General features: G+C 60.0%; 23 protein-coding genes. 17 read left to right on the forward strand and 6 right to left on the reverse strand.

Features of this window, described 5'->3' with window-relative positions; translation table 11 throughout:
• The 8 genes from AC5XE7_RS19190 to AC5XE7_RS19225 all read left to right on the forward strand — a co-directional run.
• On the forward strand, nucleotides 1-136 hold a 136-nt coding region (locus AC5XE7_RS19190), incomplete at its 5' end, for a formate--tetrahydrofolate ligase (RefSeq protein WP_495367209.1).
• Between the two features lie 285 nt (nucleotides 137-421).
• The gene (locus AC5XE7_RS19195) at nucleotides 422-2,611 is read left to right on the forward strand and encodes an anthranilate synthase (protein WP_495367262.1); all 2,190 of its coding nucleotides are present in this window, start codon (nucleotides 422-424) and stop codon (nucleotides 2,609-2,611) included.
• A gap of 20 nt (nucleotides 2,612-2,631) precedes the next feature.
• Nucleotides 2,632-3,555, forward strand: coding sequence for a cation diffusion facilitator family transporter (locus tag AC5XE7_RS19200; protein WP_495367263.1), 924 nt, complete (start codon nucleotides 2,632-2,634; stop codon nucleotides 3,553-3,555).
• 121 nt (nucleotides 3,556-3,676) lie between these two features.
• Nucleotides 3,677-3,970: a putative quinol monooxygenase gene (locus AC5XE7_RS19205; RefSeq protein ID WP_495367264.1), complete on the forward strand. Its 294-nt coding sequence runs from the start codon at nucleotides 3,677-3,679 to the stop codon at nucleotides 3,968-3,970.
• Between the two features lie 152 nt (nucleotides 3,971-4,122).
• Complete coding sequence (locus tag AC5XE7_RS19210; protein WP_495367265.1) at nucleotides 4,123-5,220, forward strand: AbrB family transcriptional regulator; 1,098 nt, start codon at nucleotides 4,123-4,125, stop codon at nucleotides 5,218-5,220.
• 372 nt (nucleotides 5,221-5,592) lie between these two features.
• Nucleotides 5,593-7,314, forward strand: a complete 1,722-nt coding sequence (gene leuA / locus AC5XE7_RS19215; protein ID WP_495367266.1) for a 2-isopropylmalate synthase — start codon at nucleotides 5,593-5,595, stop codon at nucleotides 7,312-7,314.
• Nucleotides 7,315-7,447: 133 nt separating this feature from the next.
• Nucleotides 7,448-9,142, forward strand: coding sequence for a tetratricopeptide repeat protein (locus AC5XE7_RS19220; RefSeq protein WP_495367267.1), 1,695 nt, complete (start codon nucleotides 7,448-7,450; stop codon nucleotides 9,140-9,142).
• A 127-nt stretch (nucleotides 9,143-9,269) separates the two neighbouring features.
• Nucleotides 9,270-9,890, forward strand: coding sequence for a hypothetical protein (locus tag AC5XE7_RS19225; RefSeq protein ID WP_495367268.1), 621 nt, complete (start codon nucleotides 9,270-9,272; stop codon nucleotides 9,888-9,890).
• On the opposite strand, the gene AC5XE7_RS19230 is transcribed toward AC5XE7_RS19225, so the two are convergent.
• On the reverse strand, nucleotides 9,865-10,830 hold the full coding sequence (locus tag AC5XE7_RS19230; RefSeq protein WP_495367269.1) for a metallophosphoesterase family protein: 966 nt from the start codon (nucleotides 10,828-10,830) through the stop codon (nucleotides 9,865-9,867). The two genes, AC5XE7_RS19225 and AC5XE7_RS19230, sit on opposite strands and share 26 nt — an antisense overlap.
• 78 nt (nucleotides 10,831-10,908) lie before the next feature.
• On the opposite strand from AC5XE7_RS19230, the gene AC5XE7_RS19235 reads away from it, so the two are divergent.
• Nucleotides 10,909-11,409 (forward strand): NUDIX domain-containing protein, encoded by a 501-nt coding sequence (locus tag AC5XE7_RS19235; RefSeq protein ID WP_495367270.1) that lies wholly within the window; start codon nucleotides 10,909-10,911, stop codon nucleotides 11,407-11,409.
• Here the strand turns inward: AC5XE7_RS19235 and AC5XE7_RS19240 are convergent.
• Nucleotides 11,400-12,395 (reverse strand): glutathione S-transferase family protein, encoded by a 996-nt coding sequence (locus AC5XE7_RS19240; protein WP_495367271.1) that lies wholly within the window; start codon nucleotides 12,393-12,395, stop codon nucleotides 11,400-11,402. The genes AC5XE7_RS19235 and AC5XE7_RS19240 overlap by 10 nt on opposite strands.
• A gap of 262 nt (nucleotides 12,396-12,657) precedes the next feature.
• On the opposite strand from AC5XE7_RS19240, the gene AC5XE7_RS19245 reads away from it, so the two are divergent.
• From AC5XE7_RS19245 to AC5XE7_RS19265, 5 genes are all read left to right on the forward strand, one after another.
• Entirely contained in the window at nucleotides 12,658-13,170 is a 513-nt protein-coding gene (locus AC5XE7_RS19245; protein ID WP_495367272.1) for a GNAT family N-acetyltransferase, read from the forward strand.
• 78 nt (nucleotides 13,171-13,248) lie between these two features.
• Nucleotides 13,249-14,010 carry an SDR family NAD(P)-dependent oxidoreductase gene (locus AC5XE7_RS19250; protein WP_495367273.1) on the forward strand — a complete coding sequence of 254 codons (762 nt, stop codon included), beginning with the start codon at nucleotides 13,249-13,251 and terminating at the stop codon, nucleotides 14,008-14,010.
• A 136-nt stretch (nucleotides 14,011-14,146) separates the two neighbouring features.
• Nucleotides 14,147-14,908, forward strand: a complete 762-nt coding sequence (locus tag AC5XE7_RS19255; protein ID WP_495367274.1) for a HugZ family pyridoxamine 5'-phosphate oxidase — start codon at nucleotides 14,147-14,149, stop codon at nucleotides 14,906-14,908.
• Between the two features lie 151 nt (nucleotides 14,909-15,059).
• Nucleotides 15,060-15,383 carry an ArsR/SmtB family transcription factor gene (locus AC5XE7_RS19260; RefSeq protein ID WP_183831657.1) on the forward strand — a complete coding sequence of 108 codons (324 nt, stop codon included), beginning with the start codon at nucleotides 15,060-15,062 and terminating at the stop codon, nucleotides 15,381-15,383.
• Nucleotides 15,384-15,522: 139 nt separating this feature from the next.
• The gene (locus AC5XE7_RS19265) at nucleotides 15,523-16,326 is read left to right on the forward strand and encodes a TrmH family RNA methyltransferase (protein ID WP_495367275.1); all 804 of its coding nucleotides are present in this window, start codon (nucleotides 15,523-15,525) and stop codon (nucleotides 16,324-16,326) included.
• Nucleotides 16,327-16,369: 43 nt separating this feature from the next.
• On the opposite strand, the gene AC5XE7_RS19270 is transcribed toward AC5XE7_RS19265, so the two are convergent.
• Together AC5XE7_RS19270 and AC5XE7_RS19275 are read right to left on the reverse strand one after the other, a co-directional pair.
• Nucleotides 16,370-17,473: a coiled-coil domain-containing protein gene (locus tag AC5XE7_RS19270; RefSeq protein WP_495367276.1), complete on the reverse strand. Its 1,104-nt coding sequence runs from the start codon at nucleotides 17,471-17,473 to the stop codon at nucleotides 16,370-16,372.
• A 207-nt stretch (nucleotides 17,474-17,680) separates the two neighbouring features.
• Nucleotides 17,681-18,262 (reverse strand): DUF1134 domain-containing protein, encoded by a 582-nt coding sequence (locus tag AC5XE7_RS19275; protein WP_239799338.1) that lies wholly within the window; start codon nucleotides 18,260-18,262, stop codon nucleotides 17,681-17,683.
• Between the two features lie 299 nt (nucleotides 18,263-18,561).
• Between AC5XE7_RS19275 and chpT the strand changes: the two genes are divergently transcribed.
• Nucleotides 18,562-19,191, forward strand: coding sequence for a histidine phosphotransferase ChpT (gene chpT / locus AC5XE7_RS19280; protein WP_239799339.1), 630 nt, complete (start codon nucleotides 18,562-18,564; stop codon nucleotides 19,189-19,191).
• A 182-nt stretch (nucleotides 19,192-19,373) separates the two neighbouring features.
• On the forward strand, nucleotides 19,374-19,745 hold the full coding sequence (locus tag AC5XE7_RS19285; RefSeq protein ID WP_183831661.1) for a response regulator: 372 nt from the start codon (nucleotides 19,374-19,376) through the stop codon (nucleotides 19,743-19,745).
• Nucleotides 19,746-19,823: 78 nt separating this feature from the next.
• On the opposite strand, the gene ctrA is transcribed toward AC5XE7_RS19285, so the two are convergent.
• Nucleotides 19,824-20,519, reverse strand: a complete 696-nt coding sequence (ctrA, locus tag AC5XE7_RS19290) for a response regulator transcription factor CtrA (RefSeq protein WP_183831662.1) — start codon at nucleotides 20,517-20,519, stop codon at nucleotides 19,824-19,826.
• A 442-nt stretch (nucleotides 20,520-20,961) separates the two neighbouring features.
• Here ctrA and AC5XE7_RS19295 point away from each other — a divergent pair, with 442 nt between their 5' ends.
• On the forward strand, nucleotides 20,962-21,342 hold the full coding sequence (locus AC5XE7_RS19295) for a flagellar export protein FliJ (RefSeq protein WP_183831663.1): 381 nt from the start codon (nucleotides 20,962-20,964) through the stop codon (nucleotides 21,340-21,342).
• Nucleotides 21,343-21,701: 359 nt separating this feature from the next.
• On the opposite strand, the gene sciP is transcribed toward AC5XE7_RS19295, so the two are convergent.
• Nucleotides 21,702-21,977, reverse strand: coding sequence for a CtrA inhibitor SciP (gene sciP / locus AC5XE7_RS19300; protein WP_183831664.1), 276 nt, complete (start codon nucleotides 21,975-21,977; stop codon nucleotides 21,702-21,704).
• Nucleotides 21,978-22,256 lie beyond the last annotated feature (279 nt).

The following is a 22,256-nucleotide window of genomic DNA, read 5'->3' on the forward strand; positions in this document are numbered from 1 at the left end:
AGTTCGCCTCTCGGCCGGCGCGGGCTTCGTCGTGGCCATCTGCGGCGAGATCATGACCATGCCCGGCCTCCCCTCAAAGCCATCATCCGAGAACATCTATCTCAACGACAATGGCGATATCGAAGGGCTCAGCTGAGAGCAGAGAAAGGTGCTTGCCCGACAGGGCCGCGCCTCTCCGATTCCACCCTCGCAGGTTCATGTTCCGGACAACATCAAAACAGCTTGCCGGCCTTGCCGAAGGCGGCTATTGAAGTGCCCATGAATATGCGTTCCTCGAGCTTTGCGTGGTGGTGGGCCTGCTGACAGCGGCCTTCTGAACGCGTGCGCGCGAAAATGAATGGTGGCCGCAACGGATGTCCGGGCGGCCATTTTACATTTCAGCCTCCAGGTCCGTTGCCAGAAGTCAAAAACGGAGACGGCAATGACGGTGGAAATTCTCGATAACGGAGCGGAACGCTTTATCACCTCGGGGGGGATTGAGATCACCCGCCAGCGCCATGACCGGCCCTATGCCGGGGCGATCGAAACTTACATCGACGGACTGGATTCACGTCGCGGCGCCGTCTTCTCCTCCAACTATGAATATCCCGGTCGCTACACACGCTGGGACACTGCCATCATCGATCCGCCGCTGGTCATTTCCGCCCGCGACCGCTCCATGCGCATCGAGGCGCTCAACGAACGTGGCACAGCCCTGCTGCCGACATTTCACGCCGCTCTTGCCGATCTGGCGGAAGTTCACATCACGCAAGTGACCGATGCACTCATCCTGCTTGAGGTAAACAAGCCGGACCGCATATTCACCGAGGAAGAGCGCAGCCGCGCGCCCTCGGTTTTCACCGTTCTGCGCGCCATCACCGCCCTCTTCCACACCACGGACGACAGCAATCTCGGCCTTTATGGCGCCTTCGGCTACGATCTCGCCTTCCAGTTCGATCCGGTGGACTACAAGCTGAAGCGCGCGGACAGCCAGCGCGACCTCGTGCTGTTCCTGCCCGACGAGATTCTCGTCGTCGACCACTATTCAGCGAAGGCGTGGACCGACCGCTATGACTATGCGGGCAAGGATTTTTCCACAGAGGGCATGCCGCGTGAGACTCCGGCCGCTCCCTTCACTCCGTCGGACCACACACCGCCGCGCGGCGACCATGAGCCCGGCGAATATGCGGCGCTGGTGCGCAGCGCCATGGCCAGCTTCAAGCGCGGCGACCTGTTCGAGGTGGTGCCCGGCCAGACTTTTTATGAACGCTGCCAGAGCGCGCCTTCCGATATCGCCCGCCGCCTCAAGACCACCAACCCCTCTCCCTATTCCTTCTTCATCAATCTGGGCGAAGGCGAGTATCTGGTCGGCGCCTCGCCCGAAATGTTCGTGCGGGTGAATGGCCGCCGCGTCGAGACATGCCCGATCTCCGGCACCATCAAACGTGGCGCCGACGCCATTGAGGATGCCGAGCAGATCATCCGTCTGCTCAACTCCAAGAAGGACGAGAGCGAGCTGACCATGTGCTCGGATGTCGACCGCAACGACAAGAGCCGGGTGTGCGAGCCGGGCTCGGTACGCGTGATCGGACGGCGCCAGATCGAGATGTATTCGCGCCTCATCCACACCGTCGACCATATCGAGGGCCGCCTGCGCGAGGGTATGGATGCCTTTGACGCCTTTCTCAGCCATGCCTGGGCTGTCACTGTCACCGGGGCGCCGAAATTGTGGGCTATGCGTTTCATCGAGAACAACGAGAAAAGCCCCCGCGCCTGGTATGGCGGGGCTATCGGCATGGTGCATTTCAACGGCGATCTCAATACCGGCTTGACGCTGCGCACCATCCGCATCAATGACGGCATTGCCGAAGTGCGCGCCGGCGCGACACTTCTGTTCGATTCCATCCCTGAGGACGAAGAAGCCGAAACCGAATTGAAGGCCTCCGCCATGCTTTCCGCCATCCGCGACGCCAAGGCCGGCAACAACGCCGCTGTCGAACGGGCCACCGCCCGCGTCGGTGAGGGGCTGAACATATTGCTGGTCGACCATGAAGACAGCTTCGTCCACACGCTGGCGAACTACTTCCGCCAGACCGGCGCGAACGTCTCCACCGTGCGCACGCCGGTAGCCGATTCGGTGTTCGACGAGCTGAAGCCGGATCTGGTGGTGCTGTCGCCCGGTCCGGGCACGCCTAAGGACTTCGACTGCGCAGCCACCATCGGCAAGGCGCGCCGGCGCAAGCTGCCGATCTTCGGTGTCTGCCTCGGGCTGCAGGCGCTTGCCGAAGCCTATGGCGGAGAATTGCGCCAGCTTGCCGTTCCGATGCACGGCAAACCGTCGCGCATTCGCGTGTCGAAGCAAGGCATCATCTTCTCCGGCCTGCCAAAGGAAGTCACAGTCGGCCGGTACCATTCCATCTTTGCCGATCCCGCCCGCCTTCCCCGCGAATTCGAAGTGACGGCCACCAGCGAGGACGGCACCATCATGGCTTTCGAGCATCAGAAGGAACCGGTGGCGGCCGTCCAGTTCCATCCCGAATCGATCATGACGCTGGGCGGCGACGCCGGCATGCGCATTATCGAGAACATCGTCGTTCACCTGCCTCGCAAGGCGCGGGAAAAGCTGGCCTGACTTTGATGGAAATGGACCAGGTGCATCAGGATCGGAATTCGTCGAAGCGCAGGGTGCAGATCCTTGCCGTCTGGTCGATCCTGATCGCCCTCGGTGTCATGGGGCTGAAATTCCTCGCCTGGCGCATGACCGGCTCCGTGGCGCTCTATTCTGATGCGCTGGAATCCATCGTCAATCTCATCACCGCAGGCGCGGCCCTGTGGGCCATCCGCGTCAGCCACAAGCCGGCAGACAGCGACCATCCCTTCGGGCATCACAAGGCCGAATATTTCTCGGCCGTGCTCGAAGGTGTACTGATCGTGGTGGCGGCGCTGCTGATCATGGCTCAGGTCTGGGACACGATCCAGGCTCCGCAGGCCATGGAACAGCCATGGGAAGGCATGGCCATCAATGGCTTTGCCGCTCTCATCAACTGCATATGGGCGACGGTTCTGATCCGTTCGGGCCGCCGCGCGAGATCGCCCGCTCTGGTTGCCGATGGCCAGCACATCATGACCGACGTCGTAACTTCGGCGGGCGTCATCATCGGCCTTGTCGCCGCCGTGTTTACCGGCTGGCATGTGCTGGACCCGCTGCTGGCGCTGATCGTCGCCGTGAACATCCTCTATCAGGGCTGGAAGGTGATGGGCGAATCCCTGAACGGCCTCATGGACCGCAGCGTCGACATCGAAGATCAGATGCGCATCCGGGATATCATCTCGGTCAACTCCAGGGGCGCGCTGGAAGTCCACGATCTGAAGACCCGGATTGCCGGACGCGCCACCTTCATCGAGTTTCACATGGTGGTGGACTCCGACATGCCTGTCGGCGAAGCGCATGTAATCTGCGACCGCATCGAGGACGCGCTGAAAGCTGACAATCCGTCCGTGCGCGTGACGATCCACGTCGAACCGGATGATGAAGCCAAGCTCCCGAAGGGCAGCGTGGCGGTTCCCTTCGCCTGAATCACTTCCTCAGCCGGAACCCGCAGACCCTTGTAAAGATTCATGGTTGCGCATTCGCGCGATCTGAATCACCCTGCATATGTGGCGGCGGCTTGTAAGCAGGCAGACAGGGAGGTTGCTCATGTATGGGCTGATCGGAAAATTGCGCGCAGCGCCGGGTAAGCGCGACGAGCTTCTGGAACTCATCCTGAAAGCCGCCAGCGCTCTGCCGGGCTGCCTCAGCTATGTGGTTTCCCGCGACCCGGCCGACTCTTCGGCTCTTTGGGTGACAGAGGTGTGGGCCGACGCCGAGAGCCATCAGGCTTCGCTGCAGCTTCCCCATGTTCAGGAAACCATTGCCAGGGCCCGCCCTCTGGTTTCAGGCTTTGAGTTTCAGGTCGAGACAGAACCGGCCGGAGGCATTGGCCTTCCCTGATCAGCCTTCGTGCCTTCGCGGCGTTTCGTGTTTTGCAGGTTCGCTTTCGCTGAATTTGATTCTATCAGGGATGCGCTGATCCGATCGGATCGGCGATTTGCGCAGGCACCGGCCGATGGCTGCGCCCTCAATCCTTTCTGCAAAGCCAGTCCATGGATCAGACAAGCCAAAAGCCTCAGGAGCAACAGACCGGATCGCGCCTGTCGCATGCTTCGCCGCCTCTCCAGTGGGCTCTGCTCTTCGCCCTTTCTGCCTCGGTGGTGGTGCTGCTCGAACTCGCCAGTGTTCCCGCCCCCCTGCTGATCGGACCGATGCTGGCCGGCATCGTGATCGGCGTGAGCGGCGCCACGGTGCGCGTACCAACACCTGCCTTCGGCCTCGCGCAGGGTGTGATTGGCTGTCTCATCGCCAACTCCGTGTCCGCTGACATTCTTGGCCTTTTCTACGCAAGCTGGCCTCCAATCCTCGGCGCGGTTATGGCCACGCTTGCCGCATCAGGCTTTCTCGGATGGCTGATCAGCCGCCTGCGCATACTGCCGGGAACCACGGCACTGTGGGGATCGGCCCCCGGTGCGGCAGCGGTGATGGTGCTGATGGCGGGCTCCTTCGGTGCTGATCAGCGTCTTGTCGCCGTCATGCAGTATTTGCGGGTCATCATCATTTCCATATCCGCTTCTCTGATTGCCGGGCTGTGGATCGATACGACCCGGATCGACGTGCCGGACATCATCTGGTTTCCGCCGCTGCAAACCGGCTTGCTGGTCACTCTGGCCGTGGCGATCGGTGGAGCCAGCCTTGGCAAGGTGCTGCGGCTGCCCTCGCCGTTTTTTCTTGGGGCGATGTTCATCGGCATGGCGCTGCATCTCGGCACGGGTATGGAATTCGATCTGCCGCCATGGCTGCTGGGCATGAGCTACGCGATGATCGGCTGGCACATCGGGCTTGGCTTCACCCGACCTGCCCTTCACCATGCCATGCGCGCCCTGCCCCAGATCCTCGGCTCGATCGCTGCCTTGCTGATATTCTGCGCCGGGCTTGGCTGGCTCATGAGCCGGATGCTGGGCATCGACCCGATGACGGCCTATCTCGCAACCAGCCCCGGCGCCATGGAAACGATTGCCATCATCGCAGCTGCCACCGACAAGGTTGATCTGTCATTCGTGATGGCCATGCAAACATCCCGCTTCATGATCGTGCTGCTGATCGGGCCGCCCATAGCGAGGCTGTTTGCACGCAGGATGGTCAGCTGAAGCCTCGGCTCATGTTACCCCGATCAGGCGCTCAGCCATTGCATGGCAGGCTGGAATGGACGGAAAGTTCTGCCCGTGTCTTGCCTCTGAGGGACGGCTCCTGTAAGAGAGCCTCCATGACCAAGCGCCCTGCATCCGCTTCCAACCGCTCGACCGGCTTCTCCGGCGAGACGTTGCGCGCGCTTGCCTCCACTCTCCTTCTTCTCGGCCTTATCGGCGATCGCCGGGTTCGCTGAAGGAGCGCCCGGCGGTCGATACCGCCGCCCGGCATGATGCTCCTTGGCAAACCTGTACCCTACGACCGATTTTTATTAAGGCACCGCCGATCCGATGACAGCCATTCCTGTGGCAGGTCGGTGGAAACCGGAGAAGATGACGATGAACGCAAAGCAACCCGTTGCCACCAGTTCCAGCCGCAAGGGCATGCCGGACGCGGCACAGAAGTACCATCCTTTCCCCGCACCGGACATGTCAGCCCGAACCTGGCCCTCGAAGCGCATCGAGAAGGCGCCGATCTGGTGCTCGGTGGATTTGCGCGATGGCAATCAGGCGCTGGTCGACCCGATGGGTCAGGACCGCAAGGCCCGCATGTTCCAGCTGCTGCTCGACATGGGCTTCCCGGAAATCGAGATCGGCTTCCCTTCCGCCTCGCAGACCGATTTCGACTTCTGCCGCTGGGCGATCGAAGAAGGCAATGTGCCGGATGATGTCGATCTGCAGGTGCTGGTGCAGTGCCGGCCGGAACTGATCACCCGCACGTTCGAGGCATTGGAAGGCGCCAATACGCCGATCATCCATTTTTACAATTCAACCAGCGAATTGCAGCGCCGGGTCGTCTTCGCGAAGGATGTCGGCGGCATCAAGCAGATCGCCACCGATGCCGCGAAGATGATCATGGACATGGCCACGAAGGCCGGTGGCGGCTATCGTTTCCAGTATTCGCCGGAGAGCTTCACCGGCACCGAGCTCGAAGTGGCGCTGGAGATCTGCAATGCGGTCACGGAAATCGTCAACCCGACCCCGGACAACAGGCTGATCCTCAACCTGCCTTCAACCGTTGAGATGAACACGCCCAATGTCTACGCGGACCAGATCGAATGGATGTGCCGCAACCTCGACCGGCGCGACAGCCTGATCATATCGCTGCATCCGCACAATGACCGTGGCACCGGTATCGCCGCCACCGAGCTCGGCCTGATGGCAGGCGCGGACCGCGTGGAAGGCACCTTGTTCGGCAATGGCGAGCGCACCGGCAATGTCGATGTGGTGACGCTGGCGCTCAATATGTACACGCAGGGCGTGGACCCGCAGCTCGACTGCACCGACATCAACCGCATGAAGGACGTCTACGAATACTCCAACCAGCTCAGGATCGCCGAGCGCCACCCCTATGTTGGCGAGCTGGTTTACACGGCCTTCTCCGGCTCGCATCAGGACGCCATCAACAAGGGCATGATTGCCCTGAAGAAGGCGAATTCGCCTGTGTGGGAAGTGCCCTATCTGCCGATCGACCCGCAGGATGTCGGCCGCTCCTACGAGGCGATCATCCGCATCAACTCGCAGTCGGGCAAGGGCGGCATCGCCTACATCATGCAGACCGACTACGGCATCAATCTGCCGCGCAACCTGCAGGTGGAATTCCGCGAGGTCATTCAGGAAATCACCGACGAGGAAGGCAAGGAGCTGCCCTCACGCCGCATCCACGATGAATTCCAGCGCATCTATGTCGAGCAGCCGGCAGGTCGGATGAAGTTTGTCGACCATCACACGTTCCCCGACAGCACCGTGAAGGGCCGCCGTATTCTCGAAGCCACGATCATCGATAACGGCAGGGAGATGAAGATCGAAGGCGTCGGCACCGGTCCGATCGACGGCTTTGTCGATGCCCTCTCGCGCCATATCGGCGTGCCGATGTCGGTGCTCGACTATTCAGAGCACTCGCTCCAGAGTGGTTCCAATGCTTCCGCCATCTCCTATGTAGAGATCGAGCATCCGGGCGGACGGCTGTTCGGCGTCGGCATCAACACCAATATCGTTGCCGCGTCACTCGAAGCGATCGTATCGGCAGCAAATCGAATCGTAGCCGGTAAGTAATTGTTAACCACCGGGCCGGTTGCCTCACGCAACCGGCCCTTCAGCCTGTTGGCTTTCCGCGCCGGCGCTTGTCCCCCGGGAGCGGAACTCTATATGATCGACCTTCCTGCCGATCCGAGGAGAGGTTCGACATTTGCAGCCCATCACGCCTGCTGCCCCCGCAGTGCGCACGACACTGGAACGCGTTCTCGCCAGCAACACGTTCAGCCGGTCGGAGCGCGCCCGCGACCTCCTCAGATATCTTGTTGAACGCGAACAGGCGGGTCAGGCCGACCGCCTGAAGGGCTACGCGATTGCCGTTGATGTCTTCGGCAAGGATACGGAATTCGACCCTTCCACCGATGCGGTGGTGCGTGTGCAGGCCGGACGGCTTCGCGATCTTCTCCAGCAATACTTCGCCACCGAAGGAGCATCCGATCCGCTTCAGATAGTTATTCCGCGCGGAAGCTACATTCCCAGCTACGTCGAAAATCAATCGGGGGAAGGCTCCGGAGACGCGCCCAGTGTATCGGAACCATCACATGAGGTGAAATCTCCAGCGGTTGCTGCAACCCGTTCCTTCTCCCTGCATATCGCATTGATGTGGGCCGCCATCGGCGTCGTGACGCTCATGATGGCAATGCTGTTTCTGCGCCAGACCGATCTGTCGGGCTTTATCGAAAACTCCCGCACGGGCAGCATCGCGGGACAGGGCCCGGACGCTCTGCCCGTGATTTACATTGAAGCCAGCGCGGACACTCCCGAGCAGGTTTCCATGTTGGCGACACTTCGCAGCGGTCTTTCAGGTTTCGATACGCTCGATTTCATCGGCCGCGACTTTCAGGGGACGCCGGACCCCGTCGCCAATGCTACGAGTTTTGCTTTCAAGATAACCTCGGGGCACCAGCAGGGCAGCGTGACGGTTGAGCTGCAGAACATCGGCAACGGCCGCGTGCTTCACTCGCGCACTTTCTCTCCGCAGGAACTGTCGCCCGAACGCATCGAAGACAGCGTTGCCGCGTTGCTCAGCACCACCAACACCGCCTCAGGAATCATATACGCCTATATCGAACAGGCCGGCGTTCAGGCAGGCCTCACCAAATGCCTGCTTCTCAATGACGACTATTACCAGGATCCGAGAGAGCAGACGCACAGGGCCGCCTACAGCTGCTTTGAGAAACTCCTCGAGCAGGGAGGCAAGTCGCCGCTGATCTATTCGGAAATGGCGGTTCTTGATCTCCAGACAGTTACGAGCGGATACAGCTACCCCGCAGATGCATCGCGGGAACGGGCTTTGTCCATGGGTCGAAAAGCGGTGCAGATGGGCGCCACCAGCTCCTATGCACACCGCGCCTATGGCTATCTCAACTCGCGCCTCGGAAACACCGAGGAATCCATACACTGGATGCGGAAAGCCTATGAGCTGAACACCTATGATCTGTCGATGGCGGCTGCCTATGCCTACGTCCTGATCTTCGCAGGCGAATATGCGGCCGCGACCCCGATCATGGCGCGCGCCGTCGACGGGTCGAGCGCCCGGCCGGCCTGGTGGGACTTTGGACTGTTCCTCTCCTATTTCATGCAGGGCGACATGGATAAGGCGGCCAATGCCGCCGCGGGGCTGAACCCGGCGTCCGAACGTTCGCATTATCTCGTGGCACGACTGATCGCCGCCGATCACACAGGAGATGTGAGGACACGCGATCAGTTGCTGACCACACTGAAGGACAGATTCCCCTACTTCTCCGCCAAACCGAGGCGGGTTCTGGAAGAGAGGAAATATCCGCCGGATATGGTGGACAAGCTGCTTGGCGCGCTGCAGGCAGCCGGTTTCGGCGACGCCCACTGATGCTCATCTGAAAAGACGCATTCCGCTCTTTCGCCACAATTGATATTGCTGATACGCTGATCGGGTACTGGATGTCCGGAAACAGCTTCGGTTTCCAGTGCTGCAACCGGATGCGGGCGGGCAGACGATGGCGGGCAACAGCGAAGAAATCGCGTCATCACGGGATGGCGCCCCCTCGGCGCTGGCATCTGCCATCCGCGAGGTGAAGAACAATCTTGCCGACCGCGATGACGTGGTGATCGACATGCGCGATGCACAGCATGCGCGCCTCGAACTCCTCGCCACCGAACTGGCTCCAATATTCGCTGAAGTTCCGAACGACATCGAAATTTTCGATTTCGCCCTTTCGTCCGGCTTGCAGCCCCGGCTGTGGATCGACGCCGTGGCCCACATCGCCATGGGTCGCGACCGGCGCACCTATCGTTTCCTGCGCGACACCCGCCTCGGACGGGTCGTTCTGGCTGAATCCACCGAGATAAAACCGGTCGCCGATCAGGTGACGCGCTATATCGCCGAACGCATCGTCGAGCGGCAGCGCATGCTGGACGCTGGCGGTCAGCTGTACGCCACCCCTTCCCAGCCCGAAACCCCGGCAGATGAACCGCAGGCAAAGGCCGGACACCGAAGCCAGCGCCGGGAAGCCTTCCGTTCCGCCCTCGCCTTCATTGCCGCCGGCGCGCTCACCGGTGTGCTTTTATCGCTGGTGCTGTTCTGGGATCACCTCAGGCAGATCGCTCTGCGCTTTTAACCGAGATAACCTTTTCACCCGGCCTGGCCACAAGATCACGAACTTCGAGATCGGCAGGAGGCAAAGTCGCCCCTTCCAGACCGCGTCGCGTCAGCTTCAGGTTCCATCCGGTTCCATCAGCGGCGATGTCGATCAGATTATACTGCGCGGGCGCATGCTTGCCGCCGGGCGCCTGTCCCGCCGCTGCCACGCCCACAACGGGAACCGGACCATTGGCGCCATCGAGGAAGTTCAGCGACGGGTCGTGGGAGTGACCGTGCAGGACGAGTTCTGCCCCATGACGCTTCATGATCCTGCCAAATCGCCTGATGCCGAACAGCCGTTTATGCTGAGGCACGGCGTTGCGCACTGGCGGATGGTGGATCATCACCACCCGGCACAGACCTCTGGCCGCCGTTTCGTCCAGAAGAGCGGCCAGACGCCGCCCCTGCCCTTCCCGCAGATAGCCGTTGGCCATGAAGGGCGCTGTGGCACGGGCAGAAGACACACCGATCAGCGCGATATCTCCACGTATCCGCAAATAGGGAAAGTCGCGGTGATCTCGCGGCCCGGCATGATGATCCCCGCTGATCTCATCCCCGCTCATCCATGGCGCCCATTCGCGGCAGACCTTGGCGAAGGCTCCCGGCACATAGGCGTCATGGTTGCCGGGCACCACCGAGACGTCGCGGGGTTCGCCCAGCGTTTCAAGCCATTGACGGGCCATCCTGATTTCGCCGTCCAGCGCCAGATTGACCAGATCACCGGTGACTGCGATGTGATCGGCTCCGCTCGCCCTGACATCTGCGACAATCGTGTCGATAACCGAGTCATGCATGTGACGCCGGCGATTTCTCTGCCAGTTGATGTAGCCGACCGCCCGCTTGGAGGCGAGTTCGCGATAGGTTACATCGGGGAGCGGACCGAGATGAGCGTCGGACAGATGCGCAAGCCTGAACATGGCCGTCTTCATAAGCGAGGCGAGCGGCTCTTTCCACTCGCCACCCGTCAAAAAAACTCACAGGAAACGGAAAGTGAAATGAACAGTTCCGATCCGCCCGCCGTTTCGCATGAAAACAAACGTCCCGGCCTGACGACGCGGCTGTTTCATTTCTATTTCCTGCTGCGGCGTCCGATGACGCTGGGTGTGCGCGGTCTCGTCCATGACCCTCAGGCGCGCACCGTCCTGCTGGTGCGCCACACCTATGTTCCCGGCTGGCAGCTGCCCGGCGGCGGCGTGGAAGTGGGCGAGACGATGCTGGAAGCGCTGGAGCGTGAACTTTCCGAAGAAGCCAACATCGTCATGTCGGGCCCGCCGGCCCTGATCTCGATGCACTTCAACCGCCGGTCCAGCCGGCGTGACCACGTCGGCCTCTATTTTATCGAGCACTTCAGCCAGCCGTCGCCAAAACTGCCCGACCGGGAAATAGCCGACGCTGGCTTCTTCGCGCTCGACGCCCTGCCGGAAGAAACGACACCGGCCACCCGCAAGCGGCTTTCCGAAGTGTTCGCTGGCGAGACAGCTTCACCCTATTGGTGAGCTTGTGTCTCAAAGCGGTCCCGATCATGCGGGGCCGCAAAATCCACGTCCGGCCCCAGCGGCACGATGCCAGTGGGATTTATCGTCTTGTGGCTTCCGTAATAGTGCCACTTGATGTGGTGCAGATCGACGGTGCCTGCCACACCCGGAACCTGAAACAGGTCACGCACATAATTTGACAGGTTGGGATAATCGGCGATGCGCTGCCGGTTGCATTTGAAATGGCCGATATAGACCGGATCGAAGCGCACCAGCGTGGTGAAAAGTCGCCAGTCGGCTTCGGTAATGCCCGCCCCTGTCAGGTAACGCTGTCGCGACAGCCTGTCGTCCAGGGTGTCCAGCATGGCGAACAATTCGCCATAAGCTTCCTCATACGCCTCCTGCGTGGTGGCGAAACCTGCACGATAAACGCCGTTGTTTACTGCCGGGTAGATGGCATCGTTGAGAGCGTCGATCTCTTTCCGCAAAGCCTTGGGATAAAAATCCACGCCCGCATCGCCCCATTCGTCAAAAGCGGAATTGAGCATGCGAATGATTTCCGCAGATTCATTGCTGACAATGGTCTGCTCCTGCTTGTCCCACAGAACTGGCACCGTTACCCGGCCGGAGTAAGCAGGATCGGCGCGGGTGTAGATCTGGTGGAGAAATTCCAGCCCGTAAAGCGTGTCGCCGGTCGCCCCATCACGCTTTCGGAAGGTCCAGCCATCCTCGCCCATGAAATGATCGACCACGGAAACCGAGATCACCTTCTCAAGCTTCTTCAGCGCCCGGAAGATCAGTGTGCGGTGCGCCCACGGGCAGGCCAGCGAAACATAGAGATGATAGCGGCCGGGTTCGGCCCTGAAGCCGCGCTCCCTTCCCGGAGCGGGCAGCCCATCGGCTGTGATCCAGTCGCGCCATTGCGACTGCGAGCGCACGAACCGGCCGCCGCTCGCGCTGGTATCGTACCAGTTGTCTTCCCATTTTCCGTCGACAAGCAAACCCATCACAATTCCTTTCCGGTCAGGTTCGCATATAGGGCGGCCATCGGTTGAAGGCACCATTGTGAACGGGAAACACAGCGTCAACCGATGCACACCGGCACAAGGCCGATTGCAGCCGCCCGCGTTTGATGCTAGCGGGACTTTCATGTTGGATTTCTTTGCAGCCATCCGGTTCGACCGACGACGAAAGGACGCCCGCGCCTGAGCGCATTGGCGAACGCTGCCTGTGGCGGCACCCTTTTCTCGCATACCGGACTGCAAAGACATGAGCCTTGCCGACGTCACATACATGCCGGAAACCCCGGCGCATGACCCTGAAATCGATACCCTGAACGAAGAGGCTTTCGGGCCCGGCCGTTTCGCGCGTGCCGCTTACAAGATCCGCGAGGGCGGACCGCATGAGCGTGATCTGTCCTTTGTCGGCATCAGGAATGGCATGGTCATCGCGTCTGTCCGCATGACACCGATCGCCGCGGGAAAGGGCCGCTCGCTCATGCTCGGGCCGCTGGCGGTTCGCCCGGCCCACAAGAATCTGGGGATCGGCAGGCATCTTGTCGCCATGGCGCTGGAAGCAGCAGGAAACGCTGGCTGGCAATCGGTTCTTCTTGTCGGCGACGAGCCCTATTACGGCCCGCTGGGTTTCACCCGCATTCCTTATGGTCAGATCTCCATGCCCCGCCCTGTCGACCGCAACCGGCTGCTGATCCACGAGATCGTCCCCGGGGCGGTGACAAGCCTTACGGGAGAGGTAACGCACGCCGCTCTTGCCCGACCTTAGTAGCATAATGCTCGATATGGTTGCAGGCATGCGGAGGACCTCGTAAAGCAAGCTCAGTTTTCACGGAGAGCCCCGCCCATGAACGCCGAAGGACAAATTGCGATCGTTACCGGTGCAGGTTCCGGCCTTGGCGAGGCAACCGCCCGCGCGCTGGCTGCCAGAGGCGCCCGGGTCGCCATATTCGATGTCGGCATCGAGCGCGCTCAGGCTGTGGCTGCCGACATTGGCGGCATTGCCGTCAAATGCGATGTCAGCGATGCCGCAAGCGGCGTGGCAGCCATGGCCGAGGTCACCGGGAAGCTGGGCACCGCCCGCATACTGGTCAATTGCGCCGGCATCGCCATCGGAGTGAAGACCATCGGCAAGGACGGGCCGCATCCGCTCGACCAGTACCGCCGGGTCATCGAGATCAATCTCATCGGCTCGTTCAACATGATCCGCCTGTTTGCCGATGCAGCCGCAAAACTGGAACCGCTGGCGGGCGGCGAGCGTGGCGTCATGGTCAACACCGCATCCGTCGCTGCTTATGACGGACAGGTCGGACAGGCTGCCTACTCGGCCTCCAAGGGCGGCGTGGTGGGTATGACGCTGCCCATTGCCCGCGATCTCGCCCGCTCCGGCATCCGCGTCTGCACCATCGCTCCCGGCATCTTCAAGACGCCGATGATGGCGGCCATGCCACAGGAAGTGCAGGATTCGCTCGGCGCTGCTGTGCCGTTCCCCTCGCGTCTGGGCGAGCCTGCCGAATATGCGGCCCTCGCGCTCCACATCATCGACAACCAGATGCTGAATGGCGAAACAATCCGTCTTGACGGCGCCATCCGCATGGCGCCGAAATAAGACCGCCGGGAACATCCGTATCCTGTGATGCGGTGTTCCGAAGCACCGGACCAAAAACACCCGGACGTTTTCAGAATGTCGCGGTTTCCGGTCAAAATGTCGGAGCGCGCTTTGTGCGCGCAACAGGAGACTTGTTTTGAACGAGATCAAAAAAGACGTTATTCGCGAAACGGATGCAGAGGCGATCCGGCTTGCCAAAACCCTGTTGCGGAGCGCCCGCTTCGGTGCGCTTGCCTTCAACGAAAAGGCTACGGGTGTGCCGATGATCAGCCGCATCGGCATAGCCACCGACATCGATGGAACGCCGATCACCCTGATTTCCGGCCTGTCCGGCCACACGCAGGGCCTTGGCGCCGATCCGCGCTGCGCTCTGCTCGTGGGCGAACCCGGCAAGGGGGATGCCATGGCGCACCCGCGCATCAGCATTGTCTGCCACGCCCGGCGCATCGAGCGGGAATCCGCTGAGAATGAGCGAATCTCGCGCCGTTATCTCAACCGCAATCCCAAGGCGAAGCTCTATGTGGGGCTGGGCGATTTCGCGTTCTTCCGGCTGGAAGTCGAGCGGGCCAGCATGAATGGAGGCTTCGGCAAGGCTTATCTGCTGGAACGATCCGACATCGTCACTGACAACGCGGCGAACGAAGAATTCGGGGCACGCGAGCAATCCGCCATCGAGCATATGAACGAAGATCACCGCGACGCCATTGCAGTTTATGCGCAGCATTTTGCGAAGGCGAAGGGCGACGGCTGGGTGGTGACCGGTTTCGATTCCGAGGGGATGGATCTGGCCGCGGGCGATCAGTGCCTGCGCATATTCTTCCCCGAACCGCTTTCATCCGCGCATGATTTGCGCCGGGTACTGGCTGAAATGGCGAAAACCGGCCGTGCTGCCGGGTAGCGGGCCGTTCGCCGAACCAGTCTCTTGATCTGGTGCGCATAGCTTAGGCTTTGTATCGGTTGAGACATTTGATGCCTGATAACGGAAAAGTTGCAGGCTATACCTTTGCTCCACCGCACCCATAGTGCAGGATCGGCGTGAAGGAGGGTGCATGCGGGCGATGAAAAATATCCTCACTGAACAGGCCGCTGCTTTTCTGGCGTTGACGGCAAACAGCAAGCGCCTTGAGATCCTCTCGCTTCTGATGCGCGAGGAACTCTCCGTGAATACCCTCGCTTCACTGGTGGGACTGAGCCAGTCGGCGCTTTCCCAGCATCTGGCAAAGTTGCGCTGTGGCGGGCTGGTCGAAACGCGGCGCGAGCGCCAGACAATCTATTATTCCTGCAATTGCCGTTCGGTGGAACGTCTGCTGTGCCTGATGGAAGATCTGTTCGCAGACCGGAAAGCCGTTCGCAGCCTTGATACCGGGACCTGACAGGTCAGCAGCCGGAAGCACACTTTTCCGAAGCCACGCCTCCCGCTGGACCGCCTGAAGCCAACGGTGTCGCTTCAGGCGGTTTTTATTTTGGTGCTGAATGCTTTATCTCGCACCATCGAAACAGAACGGTGGTGGCATGGAACCTGTCCGCATCGACGACCCGCTGGACGAGCGGGTAGCAGCCTATGTTGACATCCGCGAGCGCGATCTCGTCGGCAGGCAAGGACGCTTCGTAGCCGAAGGCAAAGTGGTTCTGGACGTTCTGACCACATCGCGGCGTTTCGGGGTCGAATCCGTGCTGATACTGGAAAACCGTCTGGCAGGCATGCAACATGTGCTGGCGCGCCTGCCTGCCGACGTTCCGGTCTATGTGGTCGGCGCGGCGGTGATGGATCGCATTGCGGGCTTTCACATGCACAGGGGCATTCTGGCCATCGGCCTTCGCGGCGAACTGGCGTCTCCCGACCAGCTTCTTGGCGCTGTCGGGCGAAATGCGCTTGTTGCCGTCCTTGTCGGCATCTCGAACCATGACAATGTGGGTTCGATCTTCCGCAATGCCGCCGCCTTCGGCGCCGATGCGGTCCTGCTCGACAAGGCCAGCTGCGATCCGCTCTATCGCAAGGCAATCCGCGTTTCAGTCGGAGCAGCCCTGAAAGTGCCGTTCGCCGTGGCTGACGATGCAACCATCATCGCAGATTTGCTTGAGAAAAAGGGGGTTACGCAGTTTGCCCTGTCTCCGCGCGGTGAGACGGATATACGCAACGTCGAGCCTCGCGGACCTGTTGCCCTCTACCTCGGCACCGAAGGTGAGGGATTGCCCGAACACCTCATGTCCCGCCTTCACACAGCGCGCATCACCATGGCGCCGGGCTTCGACAGCCTGAACGTCGCCGCAGCCTCGGCGATTGCGCTGCACGCCTTCACCAGAAATGCGGGATAAGCGACACCGTCACAGCCTTCCCTTCTCCTTTCGGAGTTGGCGCTCAGCTTTCGGCATCCGCCTTTTGCAGTGACGTAATCCGTGCTGCGAGGCTTGTCTGGTCAGAGCTTTCGCTTCCCTTTTCTGCCAGCAGCCGGGTGATGGGAGAATCCAATCCCTCTCTCTGTGCGGTCATCTGAACAACCTCGGCAGCCAGCGCCGCCATCTGGTCCCGCAGTTCCGCACCGCTCTCGGCTTCCTTGCCCTTGGCTTGCGCCAATCGCCGCTCGAGCCTGTCCCGGTCGGCTTTGATCCGCGCAAGTGTCACATCAGCCCCCGAGATCGCCTTGGCAGAACCGCGTTTACCTGAACCTGCTTTCTTCGAAGCCCGTTCCGGTGTGGAGGGTTTGGATGTCTCACGCAGACGCGCCAGTTCACGCTCGCGCCGTTCCAGCGTTTCGTCACGGTCGGCGACCGTTGCCAGCAGACGCTCGATCCGGACACCGAGATCGCCTGCCCGCTGCTGTTCTACCCTGAGCGCCTCCCGTGCCACGTTGGCCTGTGCCAGAAGCTCCTTGTCCTTCTGCTCGGCTTGTCTGATCTCGACACGCAGACGCGAAATTTCCGCCGCCAGCTTGTCCACCTCGGATTCGCGGCCGACGAGCTCTATCTGCCGGCTGCTGGCCAGATAGGAGGCTTCCTCATATTGATGCGAAAGTTGCCGGATTTCTTCATCCCGCTCCTTAAGCGTCTTGCCGCCTTCGTCCAGCGCCGCCTGCAATCTGGTCGCATTCTGCTCAGCTTCTTCGAGTTGCGCCGCAAGCGAACCGTTACGCTCCTCCAGTACGGAAATGGTGTGCAACAGTTGTGTCTTGTCCACGTCCAGCGCGGAGGCTTTCTGTTCAAGCCGCGCGATTTCGACTTTCTGCTCGGCCTGTCTGTCCTCAAGAGAAGCGATCGTCATCTCCAGTCGCCGCGCCTGCAAGGCAAATTCGGCACGCACCCTGTCCTTTTCGGCCTGCAGTTCGGTGCGGCTCAACGGCAGCGCCGCCTCCAGACGCCTGCGCGTGAGCGTGACCGCGCGCCGCCAGATCGGAGGCCCCAGCAAAAGCGCGATAAAGCCTGCGCACAGGAAGCCAAGCAGGAAGAAAAGGATCGACTGGACCAAGATACGCTATCCGTTCCAAATGTCGCAGAGCCGAACCTTATCTTAAAGTCCTGCCCGGCGCTTCTCAAGAATGCCTGCGAAAGGTCCGCTCCGCAAACGCGTCCGGCCCCGGAGAGATATATTTCAGATCAGGGCCCTGCGCCATGAGCTGAACCGATCGCGCAACAACCGGCAAGAGCGTTCAGGCCTTGCCGGACGCAGAAAGCATCAGAATGGATTCCAGGTCGGGGACTGGGTCAGCTTCAGATAGCCCATATTGATACCCAGTCTGGCGCCCACGCCGGTGCGGATCGGGACCAGCAGCATCTGGTTGTTCTTGAGCACGTTGAAGCCGACGCCTGCGATCACATAGGCAGAGCCCGCAACACCGCCGTAACGCGTATAAAGATTGCTGATATCGTCCAGATTGTAGACCAGAACCATGACGCGGGAGCCCTGTCCGCCAAAATCCCAGCCCAGCGAAGGACCCTGCCAGAACACCCGGTGGTCTCCGGCGTTCTTGGTATAGAGCGTGCCTTCGCCATAGGTGAGACCGCCAATCAGCGCGCCCGACCCCTCTTCTCCCAGAATGTAGCCGTTAGGCAGGCCGTAGGAGGAAAAAACCTTTTCGACGACGCTTGCCAGCCCACCCGAGGTGGAGCCGAAAAAGCGATGGCCGGAATCGACAATCTCCTGAGCCGTGTATTCCTGGGCCCGCGAGGCCGACACCGAAAAGGCGAGCGCGCTCGCGAGAATGATGGTCGTAGCCACAGCGCGGACGAAATCCGGCCTGAGATATCGGGAAATCATGCAGTACATCTCCGTAACGGAGCACTCCGTCTGCGCCTCGGGCATCCGCGATTCTGAATCGATCGCTTATCATACCAGTCACGGCAACCTATGCCGTAATTCTTTTTCAACCATTAAGCTTTCACATGAAGATGGCAGTTCGAAGGCCGAAACTGCCGTTGGGACGTTCGCCTGCGCAACACTCCATACCCTGCATTTCTGCCGGCGCCTTCGCCGGATTCGACATCGCAGACTATAGGGTGGCGGCGCAAGCTGGCGTATTCACGTCGACAGATCGATTCTTGCAGGGACCGCCGCTCATGACAGACCTTTTCACGCTTTCCGCGCCTGATCTCGCAGCCCTTCTGTGCAGCCGGGTCTGTCACGACATCATTTCTCCGGTTGGAGCCATCAACAACGGCCTCGAACTGCTCGATGAAGGCGGCGCCGACGAAGACGCCATGAACCTCATCCGCCAGAGCGCGCGCAACGCCTCGGCCCGCCTGCAATTCGCCCGCATTGCCTTTGGTGCAGCCGGTTCGGCCGGAATGCAGATCGACACCGGAGATGCGCAGGCTGTCGCCATCGCATTTCTCAAGAATGAAAAGCCGGAACTGGTCTGGGAAGGCGGTCGTGCGCTGCTGCCCAAGAACAAGGTCAAGCTGCTGCTCAACCTCATCCTGATCGCCAATGCCGCGATCCCCCGCGGCGGCAAGATCTCGGTCAAACTGGAAGACCTCGAGACCGCGCCACGCTTCGTCATTTCCTCCAGCGGTCCCATGCTGCGGGTACCGCCGAAATTCCTCGAACTGCATTCGGGCGGCAAGCCGGAAGAGCCGATCGATGCCCATGCCGTGCAGCCTTACTATACGCTTCTTCTGGCGCGCGAAGCCGGCATGACGATCTCCATTCACGCCACAGCCGAAGAGATCACCCTGACCGCCGCATAAGGGTTGCGCCGATGAGGCAAAGGCGCAATCAGCACCATTTGCCGATCATATCGGCAACCACCCAAATTGCATTTGACATAATTTTTATCCGGCAAATTTCCCGGTTCTTTACCCGTTGGCGCTACCATGGCTGAAGCTTCGCGGCACTTCTGCACCCGCGGAGCAAGCCGGGGGAAAAACAGATGAAACAACTGTGCATCTTTGCTGACGGGTCGAATGTGATCTGCAGAGTTGCAAAGCGAATTCTCGCCACCCCTGAGATGACTGTTTTTGAAAGCAGCACTGCTGCCCAGACACTGGAAATGTGCCGCCGGTCGATGCCGCATATCATTGTTGTTTCCAACAACCTGCCGGACATGAGTACCCCGGATCTCATTCGCGCGATAAGGTCCATCCAGGGGGCAGTCACGCCCCGGATTCTGCTTTCACTTGTTGAAATGGACGTGGCGGCAATCATGCGCGCCAGACGTGCGGGGGCCGACAGCTATCTGCTGAAGCCCTTCGTTCGCGAGCAGCTTCTCGGCAGCTTTCGCACCATAGAGATCGCAGCCTGATTCGCCGCTGCAACATCACCTGAAAACAAAAAACCCGGCAAAGCCGGGTCTTTTCTTGTCTCGTCGCAAATGCAGAGATCAGGCGCTTTCGCGGATTTCTTCCGGCTCGCGCAGCACATAACCGCGTCCCCAGACCGTTTCGATGTAATTCTGACCACCGGAACAGGCATCGAGCTTCTTGCGCAGCTTGCAGATGAAGACGTCGATGATCTTCAGCTCCGGCTCGTCCATGCCGCCATAAAGGTGGTTGAGGAACATTTCCTTGGTGAGCGTGGTGCCCTTGCGCAGCGAGAGCAGCTCCAGCATCTGGTATTCCTTGCCGGTCAGATGCACCCGCTGGCCACCCACTTCGACGGTCTTGGCATCGAGATTGACCACGAGATCGCCGGTGGTGATGACCGACTGCGCATGGCCCTTGGAGCGGCGCACAATGGCATGAATACGGGCGACAAGCTCATCCTTGTGGAAGGGCTTGGTCATGTAATCGTCGGCGCCGAAGCCGAGGCCGCGCACCTTGTCCTCGATGCCGGCCATGCCGGACAGGATCAGGATGGGTGTCTTGACCTTGGAAAGGCGCAGTGTCCTCAGAACCTCATAGCCCGACATGTCGGGCAGATTCAGGTCGAGGAGAATAATATCGTAGTCATAGAGCTTGCCCAGATCGACACCTTCCTCACCGAGGTCGGTGGTGTAGACATTGAAGCTCTCAGACTTCAGCATAAGCTCGATGCTCTGTGCGGTTGCACTGTCATCTTCTATCAGCAGAACGCGCATCTCATTCCCCTTTTCTGCCGCCGAACCTGTGTACGACCCGTCCTGGCCCGCGGCAGCGATTGCCTGAATCGAAACTGCCACCGAATGGTTAACAAATCCTAATTTCGTGCTTCGGACGATACCAGAACTTTTAACCTCTTTCCATACTCTGTTGAATCCAAAGATGATTCGAGGGAAGCCCCAAACCGTCGCGTACGTCAAAAAACCGACGTAAGTGATTCAGCAGGCTCATTCGCCGGTATCAATTCGCATCAGAATTTTTACCGGCTCTTAAGTCCTGCCCCTTATGATTAACAATGCCCGTAAACGAATGGTTACCGGGCGCAAAGAATCTTAGGAATTTGTTTTCCATTGGCTCTCTCAGTGGAAAATACCGGTGGGAGGCTGTTTTCGTTCCGCCGGATAAGTGTGAGCGTAAAGAGTATGTGCGGAGTTGAGGGTCATGAAGTCACGTGAGGGCCTCGTTCGTCTGAAGCAATTTCAGGTGAACGAGAAACGGCGGCAGTTGGCGCAGCTCGACGCGATGATCGCCGAATTCGACCGGATGGCGAACGAGCTGGAGATGCAGATCACCGCCGAGGAAAAGAAAGCCGGCATCACAGATATCACCCATTTCGCCTATCCCACCTTCGCGAAAGCCGCGCGCCAGCGGCGCGACAATCTCAGGGATTCCCAATCCGATCTGGCCAGACAGCGAAGCACCGCCGAAACATTGCTTCATGAAGCTGAAGCCGAGCTTGCCAAAGCTGAAATGCTGGAAATGCGCGACGGCAAGGCGCGCGAGCCGGAACCTGCCCCACCGCGCAGCGCAATGATCGGCTGATCCTTACTCAGACTGTCAGATTTCAAACGGCCTCGCCGGCTTCGCCGCGGGGCCGTTTTCATATCCGCTCGAAGAAATTCACCGACTGAAAACGCCCGGACCGCTGCAGGAAACCTGAAGTCTGCGGATGAAAATCGGGAACAGCTGCTTGCAAAAACAAGCAAAAAGGCCCCGCCCTTTGGGGCCGGGACCTTCCGCTGATGGTTCGCAAACAGCCATAAAAACATGGCGGGACGGCTTCAGATCATTGTGCGGGAGCATGTTCTGTCCCGAAACCATTATCTGGTCACGGGATTAAGATTTCTCTCAGAACAAAAGTCTGAAGCGATGGAAGCGGATCCGAAAGATCAGAAAAGGCTTCAGTGCCGATATTGCTGAATTCGCGTCGTGCGCAGGCCCGCAAGCCCGTATTCATCGATCGACGCCTGCCAGGAAAGAAATTCCTCGGTCGTCAGGGCATAGCGCTGACAGGCTTCTTCAAGGCTTAGAAGACCTCCCCTCACGGCTGCCACAACTTCAGCCTTGCGCCGGATGACCCAGCGTCTCGTATTCGTTGGCGGCAGGTCGGCAATTGTAAGCGGGCTGCCGTCCGGCCCGATTACGTATTTGACTCGCGGTCTAACAAGATCGGTCATCATACTCTCTACTAAAAAAACGCAAGAACCAATCGCTGCCACACTACCGCCACAGCTTTAAAAATTGCCTAAGCGGTTCCTAATGGATAAGTAACGAACATGAACATCACGTTAGGGAATGGCTGGGCCTTTGATTCAAATGCGATTCAAAGGCCACCGAACGCTCCTGAGGGCCTGAGTTGAAGGAAAACGGGTCTGGCAAGCGATCGAAGCCTGACCTATATTTGCCTGACTGGCCTGTTTCCGGCATACCGGACCGAAATGCGGTCGCATCCTTTT

It is taken from the genome of Aquamicrobium sp. YD-1-mutant5 (assembly GCF_059509755.1).